Raw genomic sequence first — 17,119 nt, 5'->3', positions numbered from 1 at the left:
AGAAAATTCAGCTGCAAAGCACACCGGAACAGGATAAAATCCACAGCCTTGTTCTTTGCTGTGCAAAATGGATTTAAAGTTGCCTACCTCTACCCCACCACCTGTTGAAAAAATGCAGTTTGATAACTACCGCGAACCCGCAGGGCAAGAGCGCGTGCGATCAGGCGCAGCGGCACCACAGGTGGAAATCCGTTATCAGCGCCGTAGTCTGATCCCGGTGTTGTTATTGTTGTTACTGGCATCTATCGCGGTCCTGGTGGCTTATGAATTACATACCGCCAATTACAGCGCGCCAAAAATTGCTGCATACGCCAAAACCCTCACTTATCAGCTGCAATCGAGCCCAGCCAAACAAGTAGTGTATCCGCAGGGTGGACCTTTTGATGAACGCCATGGTTACAGCAAATTACCCGAATTATTACCCCGTTTGCTGGAGCGCAATTTTAGTATCACAGGCCAGGCCGAGTTTTCGCCGGCGCTGCATCATTATGCTTCGCAGGGTTTATTTCCGCCTTATCGCGAAAAAGTACAATCAGGGTTGTTTTTAGCCGATTGCCGCAACCAAACCTTATTTGACTTTAACTACCCACAGCGGGTGTACCGCGACCCCAGACAAATTCCTGTGGTGGTGGCACAAAGTTTATTATTTATTGAAAACAGAAACTTATTAAAAATTCCACCAACGGCTAACCCTGTGATGGACTGGCCGCGTTTTATCATGGCGGCGGCAAGTCAGGTCGGCAAAGTATTGTCAGTCGGCGGTCAGTCGGCCGGTGGCAGTACCCTGGCCACTCAAATTGAAAAATTTCGCCACTCCCCTATGGGATTAACCCGCGGATTTAAAGACAAAGCCATTCAGATTATCTCGGGCACCATCAGGGTGTATCAGCATGGTGTCAATACCATGGGCATGCGTACCCGCATAGTACAGGATTATTTAAATACAGTGCCTTTGTCATCCGCACCTGGTCATGGTGAAGTACATGGGGTAGGTGATGCGCTATATGCCTGGTTTGGCAGTGATTTTGATAAAGCCAACAGCCTGTTAAGCACGCCAGCCAATGAAGAAAACGCCACTGAACGTGCGCAATATTTCCGCCAAATTGTTGCGCTGATGATAGCGCAGCGCCGTCCTTCTTATTATTTGCTGCAAGGCCATGACGATTTAGAAGAGCTGACCGACAGCCATATCCGCTTGCTCTCCGGCGCCGGTGTGATAGATAAAGACCTTCGCGATAAATCGCTGTCACAACGCTTAACTTTCCGCGTTGCCAAAGCCAATAAAAACAAAGCCGAACAAGACGCCAAAAAAGGCATTAACGCCGCCCGTTTGCGCCTTGGCAATTTACTCAACCAGCCAATGTACGATTTAGACCGGCTGGATTTAAACGCCCACAGCACCTTGCATGGTGACGTACAACAAAAAGTCAGCGCTTATTTGCGTAGCTTGGCCAATGCCGAAACTGCCGCCAAATACGGCCTGATTGGCGACAGGCTGCTCGGCACCAACGGCACCGCCGATGTGCTGTATAGCTTTACCTTGTTTGAAAAAACGCCGGACGGCAACAGAGTGCGGGTGCAAACCGACAGTACAGATCAGCCTTTTGACTTAAACGAACACAGTAAACTGGAGCTTGGCTCAACTGCCAAATTGCGGGTACTCAGCACTTATTTAGAAATAGTGGCTGAGCTGCATCAGAATTTTGCCGACGAACTGCCGGTGAATTTACTGAACCTCGATATAGCACCACAAGACCATATTACCCGCTGGGCCGCCAACTATATGGCGCAAACCTCAGACCGCAGCCTCACCGCTATGCTGGACGCTGCGCTGAACCGCACTTATTCGGCCTCGCCGCACGAGCGCTTTTTTACCGGTGGTGGTTTGCAGGTCTTTAATAACTTCGACAAAAAAGAAGATGGCAAAGTACCGACAGTTGCCGAAAGTCTGCAACAGTCACACAACCTGCCTTTTGTGCGGTTAATGCGTGACATCGTGGCTTATTCCAGCAGTTATCAAACCCTGGGCAGCAGCTCGTTATTGCTGAGAAGCGACAAAGACCCCAAACGGGAAGAATACCTGCGCCGTTTTATCGACAAAGAAGGCACAGAGTTTTTACGTAAATTCTGGAAAAAATACCAGCAAAAACCGGCAGATGAACGCCTCGAAGTATTTTTTGATGGTTTAAAACAAACACCGGACCGGTTAGCAGCCGTGCACCGTTATTTATTACCTGAATCTGATTTCAGTCTGTTTAGCCGCTTTTTACTCGACAAACTGCCGGATGAACAACTGAGCCCGAAAAAGCTCAATGAGCTGTATAACAAATATGGCCCGGGCAAATTTAGCTTGCCGGATCAGGGTTATATTGCCAAAGTGCACCCACTGGAGCTGTGGGTACTGAGTTTTATGAATAAAAACCCGGACGCCAAATTTAATGACGCCGTGGCGCAAAGCAGTGAACAACGTCAGCAAGTGTATCGTTGGTTATTTAAAACCAGTAACCGCAGCGCCCGCGACAACCGCATCCGCATTATGCTCGAGGTAGAAGCTTTCCTCGATATTCACCAGCGCTGGGCCAAACTGGGTTACGCTTTTGACCACTTAGTGCCGTCTTTAGGCACTGCACTTGGCAGCTCAGGCGACCGCCCTGCCGCCCTGGCTGAACTGATGGGGATTATTCAGAACGACGGCATACGTTTACCGACCATCCGTATCGACAGCCTGCATTTTGCCGCCAAAACCCCTTATGAAACCCTGCTGCAATATAACGCCAGTGCAGGTGAAAGAGTGATGCGCCCTGAAGTAGCACGTGCGCTGAAAAAGACTTTAGGCCAGGTGGCTGAGCTGGGTACAGCCAGACGCTTAAACGGCAGCTTTACCAAAACCGATGGCACACCACTAAAAATTGGCGGTAAAACCGGCACAGGGGATAACCGTATTGCCACTCAGGTGGTGCGCGGCAAAGTAATGGCTTCTACCGTGAATAACAGAACCGCTACTTTTGTATTTTATTTAGGCGACAACTACTTTGGTACCCTCACCGCTTTTGTGCCAGGCAAAGGCGCCGACGGTTTTAGCTTTACTTCAGCCCTGCCGCTGCAGGTACTCAAAGGCATGGCCCCGCTGCTACAGCCTTATGTGGTGAAGGATGAGTCGATGTGTAGCATCAACAACAAATAACTCACTGCACTACGGCAGGCGCTGATATCGGTCTGTTGTAGTGCCTTGAGGTGCCTTCTTGTTATTTTTACCTATCCGTACACAAGCCTGGCTGCACTGCTTGCTCCGTGGTTCTGATTGATTTTTTCCTTTTCAAAACAACCGGCTTCAGTTAGGCTGGTTTGCTTTTTATTCTATTAACATAACATTGATGTTGTGGCAGTCTCCAGCATGCACATTTCATCTTTGGCCCCCTGTAAGTACTTTAAGGATAGCTATGTCACTTATTCAGATGATTGAACAATTAGGCGCAAATGCAGCATTACAACAGTTAAATCAGGCGCAGCTGCTGTCTTTGTTTGGCAATACCGATCAGAAAGCACTCGATGCATTAATGCGCGGCGACATTGATGGTCTGAGCGACTTAATGGATACACCAGTGTACCGCTGTGTGCTGCAGGTTCCGCCAGAGCAGCAGGATGAACAACCAGCCGAAGAAGACGAAAAAGCGCGGCAGCAACAATCTATCCGCTTCCAATAATCAGGTTGTGATGAAAAGCTTTGTCCTGAGTTTTGGGCTGGTGTTATTACTGCTAACACCAGCTTTGGCAGCCACATCTCCTGCCGCACTATTGGAACAGGCCGAAACAGCTAAAGTATCCAATCCATCAGCGCTGAAGCCGTTGCTTCAGCAGCTGCAAAAAATGCCGTTAAGTGCCAACGAACAGCAGCTTTATCTGTATCTGCAGGGCTTTCATGCCCAATATGTTGGCGAACACGACAAAGCACAAAACCTGTACCAGCAAGCGCTAAACACAGGTGATTCAATAGACGTTAATTACAAAGTACTGGTGCTGTTGTCTAACCTGATGACGGTTAAACAAAATATGACCGCTGCTTTCAGTTATTTATTTGAAGCTGTGGCACTTGCCGACAAAGTGTCGAAGGCGGATCTGAAACCTGTGGCAAAAGTTACCGCTTTGTCGACCTATATGAGTCTGAAGCTTTATCAGGAAACACAAGACCTTAGCCTGGAATTACTTGCCGCAGAAATTCGCGGCAGGTATCGTTGCGCCGCCTTGTTTTACAACGATTACAGTATGCAGGAACTGAACCCGGCGAAAGTCAGTCTGGAGCGGTTACAAAGCAGTATTGATTATTGCCAGAGTCAGGACGACCCTTTAACTGTGTTGTTCGGACAAGCATTGATTGCACGTCACCATCTATACCATCAGAATTATCAGCAGGCTCAGCAGGTGTTACAACAACATCTGAGTGCAGTGGAAAAAATAGGTTTTGTGCACTTATTGGGACACTATTATGTGCTGCTAAGCCGCGCCCAGTTAGCGCTTGGCGAGACCACTACGGCCAGTCAGAGTCTGGATCGGATTTTTACCATTCAACATCAGTTATCCAGTAGCGAACCTATGGTTGAAGCTTATAAGTTAAAAGCCCAACTGGAAGAAATGTCTGGCCGGCCACAAAGTGCACTGAATTTTTATAAAGACTTTGTGGAAGCAGACAAACTCTACAAAAACACCTTATCTTTGCAACAAACCGCCTACCATCTGGCCAAGAATGAAATTCTGAACAAAAATCAGCAAATTGCCTTGTTGGAAAAAAACAACACCCTGCTGACGTTACAAAAGAACCTGATTGAAGTCGAAAACAGCAACAAAAAGCTGTTTATTACCTTGCTTATTACAGTGCTGGTTTTTTTAAGTTATTTTGCCTTCCGTGCATTTCAGAATACCCGTATTTACCGGGCGTTGGCGGAAAACGATAGTTTAGTCAGCATCAGTAACAGATATCACTTTACCAAAAAGGTATCTGCCTTGCTGGAGCGCAGCAAACAGCAGCAACAACAGGATGCCTTTATTATTTTTGATTTGGACTGGTTTAAACAGGTGAATGACCAGTATGGCCATTTAACCGGCGACTGGATTTTAAAAACTGTGGTTGAACACTGCCGGCAGTTTATCCGCAATGTCGACACTTTTGGCCGTATTGGTGGTGAAGAGTTTGCGGTATTTTTACCAGCCTGTTCAGCAGATAAAGCCGCCTTATTGGCAGAAATACTCAGAGATGTGATTGAAAAAATTGATTGCAGCGGCAGTGGCCACCCAATTAAAACCAGTGCCAGCTTTGGAGTGACCAGCACCGACCTTTCCGGTTATGAACTCAGGCAACTGTTCCGTGACGCTGATATCGCGTTATACCTATCTAAAAATCAGGGCCGAAACAGAGTCACTTTGTTTGAGTCTGCTCAGACAAAAAGCAAATAGAATCCAACCATGGCAAAACCACATATTCAAACACAGATCCAGAGTGCCCGGCTGACATTGTCGGCCATGGCTGAAACTGAGCTGTCGCTTTATCAGCAGTTGTATGGTGATGCTTCGACAATGCAGTTTATCGGCCCCTGTTATGATCAGGCTCAAAGTGAACAGTTTTTCCGGCGTTGTCTAAAACAAAGCATGCACCTGCAGTCGCCCTGGTATTTTTTTGCTATCCGACTCCACCAGCAACAGCAGGCTATCGGTTTTATTTCGTTGATCCCAACACAACACAGAGCAGCCCCTTTTGAACTTGGCATTATGTTAAGTGCCGAAGCCCGGGGGCTGGGTTATGCCGATGAAGCTTTAACCGCTTTGTTTTTACATTGTTTTTTAGAAGCAAAACAACCGTCATTACTGGCCAGGGTGAACCCGTCGAATAAAGGTGCCGTCAAACATATCCGGAACTTTGGTTTTACCGAAGCGCCGGACGACATGCCAAAACAACAACCATTACAGAACTATCTGTTGGCTGCCAGTGCAGAGAATATCTGCTATCTGCAGCAACTGGCCGCTCGTTTTGTCCAGCTGCAACAAAGCCAGCAACAATCTGCTTTGACAACTGAAGCCGTTTTTTAAAGGAAGCATAATGGCCACTGGCAGCATCGTCATAGTCGGCACTGGTATTACTTTAGGCTCACATATCAGCCCTTTATCCCGCAGTTATATTGAAAATGCCGATGTGGTATTTGCCGGGGTGGCCGATGGTATTACCGAGTTGTGGCTAAAAGAAATGCACCAGGATGTGCGCAGTTTTGCCCCGCTGTATGAAGAAGGCAAATCACGCCATGAGACGTATCAGCAAATGATTGATTTAATGCTGGCTGAAGTGCGGCTTGGTAAAAAAGTGGTTTGTGCTTTTTATGGTCACCCCGGTGTGTTTGCTTATGCCCCGCATAAAGTGATTGAACTTGCCCGTGCTGAAGGTTATGCCGCCCATATGGAACCTGGTATCAGTTCGGCCGACTGTTTACATGCCGAACTTGGTATAGATCCCGGCAAAGTGGGTTGTCAGTATTTTGAAACCAGCCAATATATGTTTTATCAGCGCAATATCGACCCAACGGCTTATTTAGTGCTGTGGCAAGTGGGTATTGCCGGTGATAAAAGCATGGCGCGTTTTGGCACAGGCGCCGCTTACCGCCAGGTATTGGTGGAGTTATTGGCTGAGCATTACCCGCTTTCTCATCAAGTTATTTTATATGAAGCGGCCAGCCTGCCCTTCCAGCAAGCCCGTATTAGCAAACTGCCTTTATCAGCGCTGCCACAAGCAGAAATGAATTTAAAAACCACGCTGGTATTGCCGCCTGCTACGAGCCTTAAAAAAAACCAGGCTGTACTGGATAAACTGGCTGCTATTCGTGCTGCCGAGCAACTTCAAACAACAGCGGATATTGCCGAAGCTGCTACAGCTGAGCTGCCGGAAAGCGAATATCGGCCTGATGACATGAGTTGCCAGCAAAGCTAACTGATAAAACTTTATCTCAACAAGGAACGGATTTTTTATGTCAGGATATTTCGCAATTTTTTTAGTGGTGTTAACCCTCAGCAGTGGTTTAATCTGGCTGTATGACGCCCTGCTGCTGGCGCCAAAAAGAAAGTTAAAACTTGCGCAGTTTCAGCCTGGCGCTGGCACAGTGCTTACCGATGAAGAAAAACAAAAAATTGCGCCTCAGTCTTATATTGCTGAAACCGCACAGTCGATTTTCCCGTTAATAGCAGTTATTACCATTATCCGCTCATTTTTGTATGAACCTTTTCAAATACCTTCAGGTTCAATGATGCCCACCTTATTGATCAATGATTTTATTCTGGTGGAAAAATACGCTTACGATGTCAAAGATCCGGTGTGGCGCAGCACCTTGTTAACAACGGGCAAACCACAACACGGTGATGTCGCTGTATTTAAAAACCCCGAGCAACCAACTGTTGATTTTATTAAAAGAGTGATTGGTTTACCTGGCGACCGTATTCTGTATAAAAATAAGCAGTTGTATCTGCAAAAGTTTTGTGACAACACATCAACAACAGCATGTCCGGCAATAGAACCACTGGCGCAACATCAACAAGCCGAAGGCGAATTTTTTTTAGGGCCTTATCCATCCACCCGCTTGACCGAACAGGGCCCGAACCACAGTTATGACATTTTACAAAACACCATGTTGCCCGATCCTATTCACAACTATTACCGTCAATCCGGTGCTGCAACAGGTGAATTTATTGTGCCACCAGGACACTATTTTATGATGGGTGATAACAGAGACAGCAGCCACGACAGCAGGTTTTGGGGTTTTGTGCCTGAGCAAAATCTGGTTGGCAAAGCCGTATTTAAATGGATGAGTCTGGAATACAGCGAAGATACAAACAGCTGGGTGCCTGGCTGGTTGCCGGTAAATATTCGGGTTGAACGATTAGGCTTAATTCAATAAAGCAATTAAATATCAGATAGTTGCGTAAATTATTATGCCAAACTGCAGTTTAGGCTGTTCAGAGGTCAGCTTTATTGAGCTTTGTAATGCAGTTATCCGCTGTTTGTGTGCTGTTATTTTGTTGCCTGCAGACAATAAACCCAAATTTTATCTTCCATAAGGCGGACAGAACTGCAGCTGTGCAGGCGCCTTTGGATAACGCTTGTCAGCGGATACACAATGTTGAGCTGAAAAGCCGGCTAAGCGCATGCAAGACAGTTCAGATTTGAACAACAGCAGCGCATGGCGTAGCTGCGGGCTTTGCGCTATCTTAGCTCTGTGTGCTATCAAATTGAAAAATAATACTTAATCATCCATATACTGCTGTTGGTCCTGTCCATCAGGTCAGAAAAACCAATCAGGGAGCCACATGCTGTTTCATCACATCTGCCCACAGTCAGGCGCTTGCCACACTGCAGCTGATGCTGCTGTGTTTTGTGTGTAACCGGACTTGCAACCAATGCCTCCGGTAAACCTGCCACAAGCCGCATCAGTGCAGTCTGCTGTTGCCGTCACAACAAAAATCGTTTTGCTGGCGCTGGCTTATCTTGGCAGCGGCCATCTGGCCATATTGCTGGCAGCGCCGCCTGGTTTTGTCAGTGCTATTTTCCCGCCTGTGGGTCTTGCGCTGGCCGCGGTGCTTATCTGGGGTTATCCCATGTTGCTTGGGGTATTTTTAGGTTCTACCTTGCTGAACCTGACGATTGCCATCGACAGTTTGCAGCAATTTAATATTGGCCAGTTGGTGGTGCCCTGCAGTATTGCCTTGGGCACCACATTACAGTCGTTATGCGCCAGCTGGTGTATTAAACATTGGGTAGGTTTTCCTAACCCGCTGACCGATGATAAACACATTTTGTGGTTATTATTGATTGGCGGCCCTTTAAGTTGTCTGCTGAGCGCCAGCGCCGGCACCGCAGTGTTGTATCTGCATCAAATTATTACTCCCGGTCAGGTCATGTTTAGCTGGTGGAGCTGGTGGGTGGGCGACAGCATTGGTGTGCTGATAGCAATGCCACTGATGTTTATAGCTTTTGCCAAACCCCGCGACATCTGGCGCAGCCGCATCAGCAGTGTAGGCCTACCATTGCTGCTCAGTTGTGCACTGATGGTGGTGCTGTTTTTCCGCACCATCGAAGGGGAGCAGAGCCGGCTGCAACAACGTTTCCATGAACAATCCAAACTGATGGCACAAAGCATCAAATCTCAGATCAGCTTATACACCAGCTCGGTGATGCCAATTGAACGGCTTTTTGCCGCTTCAGGTGAAGTAACCAGTGAAGATTTTGCCACCTTTGTTAACGCTATGGCCAAAAATCATCCCGGCATCCGTGCGCTGAGCTGGAACGCCAAAGTGACAGCAGAACAACGCCGCTCTTTTGAAGCCTTGCTGCAGACAAGCACTGATAATCTCAGGCAAATCACTGAACGCAACAACCAGGGCCAACTGCTGAGAGCAGCTGACAGGGCCAGTTATTTTCCCATCACCTTTATTGAACCCCTGGAACAAAACGCTGCGGCAATTGGTTACGACGTTGCTTCAGAACCTGTCAGGCGAAGGGCGATGCTTACAGCAGGTGACACCGGCACTGCGACTTTAACTGCACCGCTTAAACTGGTGCAGGATCAGCAGCATCAAACCGGTATGCTGCTGTTTTATCCGGTTTATCACAGCTCAGAGCCCCCTACTTCATTGGCTGAACGGCAACATTTATTGCGGGGTTATGTGGTGGCAGTGCTCCATATCACTGAAGTGATTGCTTCAGCCCTGGCTGATTATCCACAACACAGCTTCCAGCTGCAGCTTGCCGATATCAGCGAAGGCCAGTCACAGCTGGTATTCAGCAAGCTGACATCTGCTATTCCTGCTTATGCCAGGCCTTTGTTGTGGCAAGAAGAGTTTGAGGTGGCAGGCCGGCGTTTACGTATGGACATTCAGCCAAGCGAGCAATTTCTGCAAACACAAAGCAGCCTGCACCCCTGGGCAACATTGACTGGCGGTTTGTTATTGTGCAGCCTGTTGGGTGGTTTTTTGTTGTCAGTGTCCGGCCGTGCTGAACAAATACGCCGGCAGGTAAAACAACGCACTCTGGAGCTGAGCGGCATTCTGGACAATGCCGCCGAAGCCATTTTAATCTTCAACTCTGCCGGTAACATAGAACGCGCCAACACAGCAGCACAACGGCTTTTTGGCTACAACAACAGCCAGTTATTGCAGTTACAGATAGGTGCTTTGTTACCTGAGCTGCAAGATGCCAATGAAGCAATGCTGCAAAGCCGGCAAGGACCTGCGGTTGAAGCTGTGGGCCAGACTGCCGGGCGTACCAGACTGGAGCTGGAAATCAGCCTGAGCAGCTACAGTTTGCCAGGACATACCTGGTTTATCTGTTTGTTGCACGACATCAGCGAACGCAAAAAAATAGAACGATTAAAAAGTGAATTTGTAGCCACCGTCAGTCATGAACTCCGTACCCCACTGACCTCTATTAAAGGGTCGCTGGAGCTGGTAAATGCCGGGGTGTTAGGCTCGCTTCCGCAAGCCGCCGGCGATATGTTAAATCTGGCGCAGAAAAACACCGAACGTCTGGTGCTTTTGGTAAATGATATTCTGGATATTGAAAAACTCGAATTGGCTGACGCCAGTTTGCCGCTGCAACACGCTGATCTGCGTGAACTGCTGGAGCTGGCGTTGTCACAGAACCTGGGGTATGCCACCACTTTTGCCGTGGGTCTCAGCCTTGATATACAACAGTTGCCAGCCAAAGTTCCGGTACTGGTGAACAGTCAGCGCCTGCAACAGGTGCTGAGTAATTTAATCAGCAATGCCGTGAAGTTTTCCGATGCCGGCAGCAAGGTGCAAATCATAGCCGAGCTACAGGACAAGCAAGTGCTGGTGAAAGTTTGCGACCAGGGTCCCGGCATTCCGGCGGAATTTCGCGGCAGAATTTTCCAGAAATTCGCCCAGGCCGATGGCTCCGACTCACGCCAACGCGGCGGCACCGGCCTTGGCTTAAGTATCTGCAAAGAACTAATGGAAAAAATGCATGGCAGCATTGGCTATGAAAGCACCGAAGGGGTTGGCAGTACGTTTTTTATAACATTGCCAATAGTGCAGGAGGAGCCGGTGGTACCAACGGCTGGGGACTAGGCCGTTATGGACTTATTGTAACCGGTTGGTTTTATTTCTTTTCATCGGCAGCACTCAATCAGATTTCTGTAAGCCATTAGAAATGCAGTTGTTTCAGCTTGCAGCTAAGTTTGCTATACCGGGTTTCGCGCCGGCTTACACAGCGCCATCAGCTGCAAGCTGAAAATGAATTTATACAGAGAGACAAAGGCGTCGCATAGCGCCCAAATAAGTCAGACCCACTACCCCAGCATTAAATACCCATTCGGTACCTTGTCGGTTAAAAACTCCTGCAGCTGAACGTCATTCAGTGGCCTGGCGAAATAATAACCCTGGGCATAGTCACAACGGTGCTGGCGCAGCAGCTGAAGCTGGGCGCGGTTTTCGACACCTTCGGCCACTACTTTTAACTCCAGCTTCTGCACCATGGCAATGGTCGACACAATAATCTGATAATCAGCATCGTTTTCCAGCATGCCAAACACAAAACTTTTATCAATTTTAATAATGTCGACCGGCATTTGTTTTAAATAACTTAATGACGAATAACCGGTGCCGAAGTCGTCGATGGCAAAATAAAAACCCTGGGCTTTGAGCGCGCGCATGGCAGTTAAAGTAGCGTCGATATTTTTTACCAGAGTGCGTTCGGTCAGTTCCAGCTCAAAATGGGCGGCCGACAGATTTAAATCCTCCAGCCACAAAGCCAATAAATCCGGTAATGCTGGGTCTAAAAACTGCTCTGCCGACAAATTAATGGCAATACGAATATCCGGATAACCTTTATTAATCAGCTCTTTGGCCAGGAAAAAACTACGTTTAAATACCCAATAACCCAGTTCAATCATCTGGGGTGAATTTTCCAAAATGCTGATAAATTCATCCGGCGTCACAATACCACGTTGTGGATGTTGCCAGCGCAGCAGCGCCTCAAAACCAGACAAGCGGCCTGTGGCAAGTTCAATTTGTGGTTGCAGGCTTAAACTGAATTGTTGTTGGCTGATAGCGTCTTTAATTTCCCGCTCCAGCACCAAACGCTGCGCCAGCCGCTGATACATCTGCTGATCGTACAACAAGGCATTATTCCCACCCCGCTCTTTGGCTTCATACATGGCCATATCGGCCTGGCGAATCAGCTCATCCGGCACAGCGTCAGGATCTTCAGTAATGCTGATGCCAATGCTGGTGGATATATAAAACAGCTGATTGCCAAGGCTGATGGGCTGTTTAAAAGCTTCAAAAATACGGTCAGCCACCTGATAAGGGTAATTCAGCTCATTCGACTGGGTCAGCACCAACACAAATTCATCACCACCAAAACGACAGGCAATATCGGCGCTGCGGATACAGGAACGTAAACGACTGGCGGCTTCGACCAGCAACTGATCGCCGGCGGCATGACCTTTACTGTCATTAATTTTTTTAAAGTCGTCTAAATCCAGAAATAATACCGACAAAGCACCATCCTGGCGTTCCAGCGCTGCCAGACATTTTTTCAGCTGAAACTGCAACATATTGCGGTTGGGCAAACCCGTGAGTAAATCAAACATCGCAATGTTTTCCAGCTCCTGGGTATTTACCTCAATTTGCTGGTGCAGATGTTCCAGCTCAACGCTCAGCTGGTGGGCCGATTGGGTCAGCACATCCACTTCATCCTGAAACAGCAGCGGCGCATGGCTACTTTGCTGCCGGAACTGGCGGAACTGGCGTTGTGCCAGCAAAGGTAACTGCGCCGCCAGATTTAACAAACGCCTGCTTAATCTCAGGGTACTGATATAAATCAGCAGGGCTAACAGAAAAAAGCTGACACAGGCAAACCAGATAATTTGTTGCTGATATTGTTGTTTGGCTAGTGCAAATTTACTGATGTCGTCCACCAACGCCAGATAAAACCCCTCATCCTGGGTTAATAACGGCAACAGGCTAATCAGATATTGTTGCTGATTAAGCTCCACATCTATGCCCGCAGTGATGGCCTGTTGCAACGATAAAGCTTCGGACAATTCCGCAAATACCGGCCGCATCAGTTCGGGGTTAGATAAGGACAATAATTTAAAATTAAACAACGGGCTTTGATTGGCACTTTCAATCCGCACTATGGCCACTTCAGAGCCAACACCTTGTTTGAGCGAAGCCAGTACGTCCAGCAAAGTCGTGGAAATGGCCACCACTGCCAATTCTCCGCTGGCGTTTTGTACCGGCACCATCACCAGTTTGGTGCATTGTAAACGACAAAAAATGGCCGATTGCGGTTGCTGCAACGCCAAAACCTGACGGGCAACTGTCAACACAGGTTTGGGAATTTCGGCAACAGATGCATAAAGAGGTTGTAGTTTGGCGTCGAGTAACCACATGCTTTCAACATTCAGATGCAAAGAAATAGCGTCATAATGTTCTGCCAATTTAGTGGCAAAGGTGGCAAAGTCGGGTTGGGTGCGCAGTAATACCATGTCGGTAAAAGACTCTATCCAGCTGCGCAGCTGGTTTTCCAATAATAAATTCAGATGGTTAAATTGCTGCTGCCGTAGTTCCAGCTGTTTGTTCTGCTGCAGGCGAAAATCCTGCTCCATTTTTACCAGACTAAAACTGGTCAGCACCACTGTCATCAGCAACAAAGCGCCGAGGGTTAATACCAGTATTTTCCAGGGCAGGCTTAAAAATGGCCGCATCGGCTAAAACCAATACATCAGCTGCATTGCCCACAACTGATTATGCCGCGAGCGGTTCACCACAATGTCAGGCACTACATTAGGCCCAAGCCGGCCTGTGCCGGTATTCCAGTGATACTCCATTTTCAGTCGCAGGTTATGTTGAATGTCGTAACTGACACCAAGGGCAGTATCACGCTGGTAACCAAAATAAGACGGGATCATACCGCCACTTTGCAGCGGCAACAGATGGCCTCTTTTATCATCTTTGTTGGCAAAAAAATGGTCGTGACTCAGATACAAAGTGCTTTGTGGCGACACATTGTAACGCCCCAGCACATAAGCGCCCCAGCCAAACTGGGTACGTTCTGTTCCCGGAGCATAAAAACCATAAACCGACACCCGCTCCTGAAACAACTCACTGGATAGTTCCCAGTCCTGCTCGCTGTAACGCCAGTTCAGCATCACCCGTTGCACAGTAAAATCGCCATCGGCAAAAATATCCTCTGCCACACGGCGATAATTAAAATCTGAATCCAAAAGGCTTAAGCCCCATTGACTTTTGCTTTGTTCAGGGCGCAAAAATGCGCTGAGCTGATGCACAAAATCCTGTTCGGTTTTGCCATTAATCAAGGTGCTGATCACCCGCTGACTTTGCTCTTTGGGAATGGGCGTTGCACCCAGACTCCAATTCAGTTCCAGCTCACCCCAACTTAAGTTATGGGTAGATTTTAACGCCACACCATCTGAACCTACGGCAATATCACGAAAAGCGTCAAAATACACCGACTGCGGCAGTACTATCAGTGGCCTGGTAATGGCCACATCGCGGGTGGCCGAATATAACCAATGCATGTTTTTATAACGGCCTGCGTATAACTCCAGTTGCCAATCAAGTTCACTGATGGCAGTCCAGTTTAAAAACAAATAATCGATACGACCACCTTGCTGGAATCTGTTACCACCGTCCAGATACATCAGCTGCCCTGCAAGGCGAAGGGTATTGCTTAATTGCCAGGTCGAGTTCAGACCAAATTCGGTCAGTTCAGCACTGATGGCACCGTCGTTATTCACAAAGTTACTTTCTGCCGAACGCATCAGCCCCTGCGCAATATAACCGTGCCAATGCCAGGTTTCGCTGGCAATAACAGGTGCTGCCTGATAAAGACAAAGGGCAACAAGCAGCCTTCCTGCTGCGTTATGGCTTGATTTGAATAACTTTTGCATCGGTAGTCTCATGATCAAACGGTAAATAGCCTATAGCGCCCGGTGTCGTCTGGATCAGGCGCAACATGTCCGTGGCAGATTTGACCTCAGTAGGTGGTGTGCCAATGCCGGAAAAGGTTAACTTTTGCCAGTTCCGTTCCAGCTGGTAAGGAAATAATTGTAATTGGGTCTGACTGAATTGTTTATGCAGCGCCGACTGCAGCGGCAGCACAAAAACCTGTACCGGCAAGCCGTCTGGCCAAATCACCTGACGTTTCAGATAAATGCTGCGAAGTTGGGCTGGGGTTAGTGCATCAACAGTCACGGCCGGATGCACCAGAACTAAAGGTGCAGGTGCCGGGCTGTCAGCAAACAGCAGCGCACTGAACAACAAAACAAGGATGCCAAATGCTGACTTAATCACAGTGTCCTTCTGAATAATCGCTAAATTTTACCCTGATAACACTTAGCAACTACACATCATGCTGCCATCCTAAGCGACAAATCCGGTAAATGTTTGTCTGAGATCTGGCAGATTATAGATGAAGCCAGCAGAAAAAGGCCAATAACGTCATAAAAAGCAGTTATTTAGATTATGTTAGCAAATTGTGATTAATATTTTCAACCACAAAAATGACAAGGCTGTCTGGCAGGAAAACATCAGCGGTACTGTTGCCAAGCTGCTGAGCAGATAAAAAAACAACAACGGCAGCAATTGCTGCCGTTGTTGGCATGGTAAAAAGATCAGTTATTTTTTAGTGACTTGATACAGGGTAACACTGCCGCTGACCTCATTAGCGACCAACAACAACGCTTGTTTGGTCGGGCTTTTTGCGGCGTCAACAAAGACTATAGATTCAGGCCCCAAATCACCTGCCTGCTGCACATTGCCACTGATTTGTGCCGGCACAACATCATCGTTGATACTGTATTGGGCGTTTAAATCACGGTTTAGCACATAATCCACAAACTGCGGTGTATAAGGATTGCTGATGTCATAAATCAACAAACTGCTCATACGTTCAGTGCCGATAAAAGCATAGGTGCGATCGCCTACCTGACCCAAAGCCAGCGCTTCCGGCTCAGGGCCTTTGTCGTCCGAACGGTTGTCACCTTCCACTGTCAGATGATTGCTATTAAATTTGTCACCATGCAATGCACTGCTGATACGTTCAAAGTCGTTGCCGCTGTCAAACACCAACAGACCATTCTGGTCCCAGATACTAAAAGAGCGGGCACCAAAGGCATAAAGTGCGTCAAACGCCCCTGCACCGTTTTGTCCCATGGCGGTGCTGATATTTAACCGGCCAAGACCAGTGGCGCTGTATAACTGCGCCTGACTTTGGAGCAGACTGTCGGATCTGGTTAACGAAGCCACTCTGGCCTGTTCGGAATAACCTGGGTAATCCCGCGCATCGCCTTCATTGGCGCTGACAATAAAAGTGGTGTTTTTCCAGCTGTAACTGGCCAGAGTGTCGGGCTGGTACATGCCATAAAGTTTTGGCACTGTCACCAGATTCACACCGTCCCTGTTGCTGACATCCAATGCGTTTTTGCTTTGGCTGTGATCTTTAAATCCCAGCGGCAACAGTTTTTCCACTGTATTGTTGGTTAAATTCAGCACCGCCAGCGCATTATTTTCCTGTAGTGCCACGTAAGCTTTTTTCTGATCAACACTCAGGGTGATGTATTCGGGTTCCAGATCCTGCGCCACTGTGGTATTGGCCGGACTTGCAAATTTAATCCCTTTGGCAGCAAGTTGTGTTTTCTGGTTATTAAACGATTTAAAATCAATATGTTGAGCCTGCAAGGCTGGTTGCTGCTGGTTCAGCAGTATCACCGAAACCGAACCTTCAGGATCGGTCTGATAATCAGCCGAAGGTTCACCTTCATTGGCTACCAGCACCTTAGTGCCATCAGCGCTGAACGTCAGCATATCGGGCAAAGCGCCCACCTGTACCGCATGACGAAATACCGGCGCGGCGCTGATATCAAAAAATAACACTGCTCCTGCTGCTGTTTTTATTTTGTTTTCAACCGCAACCGCCAGCCAGTTACCATAAACGGCAATAGAGTTGGCAAAACCGAGGTTCAGACTTTCATCCTGATCCTGACTGTTTCGAACTGTCACTGTAAGGGGAATTGCCAGCGGCACACTGCTCAGATTACTGGCC

General features: G+C 47.9%; 11 protein-coding genes. 7 read left to right on the top strand and 4 right to left on the bottom strand.

From position 1 onward, the window contains the following. Positions 1–67 precede the first annotated feature (67 nt). The 7 genes from RCH83_RS06390 (at position 68) to RCH83_RS06360 (ending at position 11,115) form a co-directional block, all read left to right on the top strand. Positions 68–3,184 (top strand): transglycosylase domain-containing protein, encoded by a 3,117-nt coding sequence (locus RCH83_RS06390; RefSeq protein WP_306520187.1) that lies wholly within the window; start codon positions 68–70, stop codon positions 3,182–3,184. Positions 3,185–3,440: 256 nt separating this feature from the next. After that, positions 3,441–3,704 (top strand): hypothetical protein, encoded by a 264-nt coding sequence (locus RCH83_RS06385; RefSeq protein WP_306520185.1) that lies wholly within the window; start codon positions 3,441–3,443, stop codon positions 3,702–3,704. A gap of 10 nt (positions 3,705–3,714) precedes the next feature. Next, a complete protein-coding gene (locus RCH83_RS06380; RefSeq protein ID WP_306520183.1) occupies positions 3,715–5,448 on the top strand; it encodes a GGDEF domain-containing protein in 1,734 nt (577 codons plus the stop codon). A gap of 9 nt (positions 5,449–5,457) precedes the next feature. Continuing rightward, positions 5,458–6,078 (top strand): GNAT family N-acetyltransferase, encoded by a 621-nt coding sequence (locus RCH83_RS06375; protein WP_306520181.1) that lies wholly within the window; start codon positions 5,458–5,460, stop codon positions 6,076–6,078. 10 nt (positions 6,079–6,088) lie between these two features. After that, complete coding sequence (locus RCH83_RS06370) at positions 6,089–6,967, top strand: SAM-dependent methyltransferase (protein ID WP_306520179.1); 879 nt, start codon at positions 6,089–6,091, stop codon at positions 6,965–6,967. Positions 6,968–7,004: 37 nt separating this feature from the next. Then, positions 7,005–7,928, top strand: coding sequence for a signal peptidase I (gene lepB, locus RCH83_RS06365; protein WP_306520177.1), 924 nt, complete (start codon positions 7,005–7,007; stop codon positions 7,926–7,928). A 499-nt stretch (positions 7,929–8,427) separates the two neighbouring features. Beyond that, complete coding sequence (locus tag RCH83_RS06360; protein WP_306520175.1) at positions 8,428–11,115, top strand: CHASE domain-containing protein; 2,688 nt, start codon at positions 8,428–8,430, stop codon at positions 11,113–11,115. Positions 11,116–11,336: 221 nt separating this feature from the next. Here the strand turns inward: RCH83_RS06360 and RCH83_RS06355 are convergent, their stop codons facing one another. The 4 genes from RCH83_RS06355 to RCH83_RS06340 all read right to left on the bottom strand — a co-directional run. Further along, entirely contained in the window at positions 11,337–13,760 is a 2,424-nt protein-coding gene (locus RCH83_RS06355; RefSeq protein WP_306520174.1) for a bifunctional diguanylate cyclase/phosphodiesterase, read from the bottom strand. Positions 13,761–13,763: 3 nt separating this feature from the next. Next, complete coding sequence (locus tag RCH83_RS06350; protein ID WP_306520172.1) at positions 13,764–14,966, bottom strand: hypothetical protein; 1,203 nt, start codon at positions 14,964–14,966, stop codon at positions 13,764–13,766. Further along, positions 14,938–15,369, bottom strand: a complete 432-nt coding sequence (locus tag RCH83_RS06345) for a hypothetical protein (RefSeq protein ID WP_306520170.1) — start codon at positions 15,367–15,369, stop codon at positions 14,938–14,940. Before RCH83_RS06345 ends, RCH83_RS06350 begins: the two co-directional genes overlap by 29 nt. A 324-nt stretch (positions 15,370–15,693) precedes the next feature. After that, a partial coding sequence (locus tag RCH83_RS06340; protein ID WP_306520169.1) for a choice-of-anchor I family protein occupies positions 15,694–17,119 on the bottom strand: 1,426 nt, incomplete at its 5' end.

The organism is Rheinheimera sp. (assembly GCF_030824435.1).
GTDB lineage: Bacteria > Pseudomonadota > Gammaproteobacteria > Enterobacterales > Alteromonadaceae > Pararheinheimera.
The sequence above is the reverse complement of the archived record's forward strand: the minus strand, read 5'-3'. Positions and strand labels throughout refer to the sequence as shown.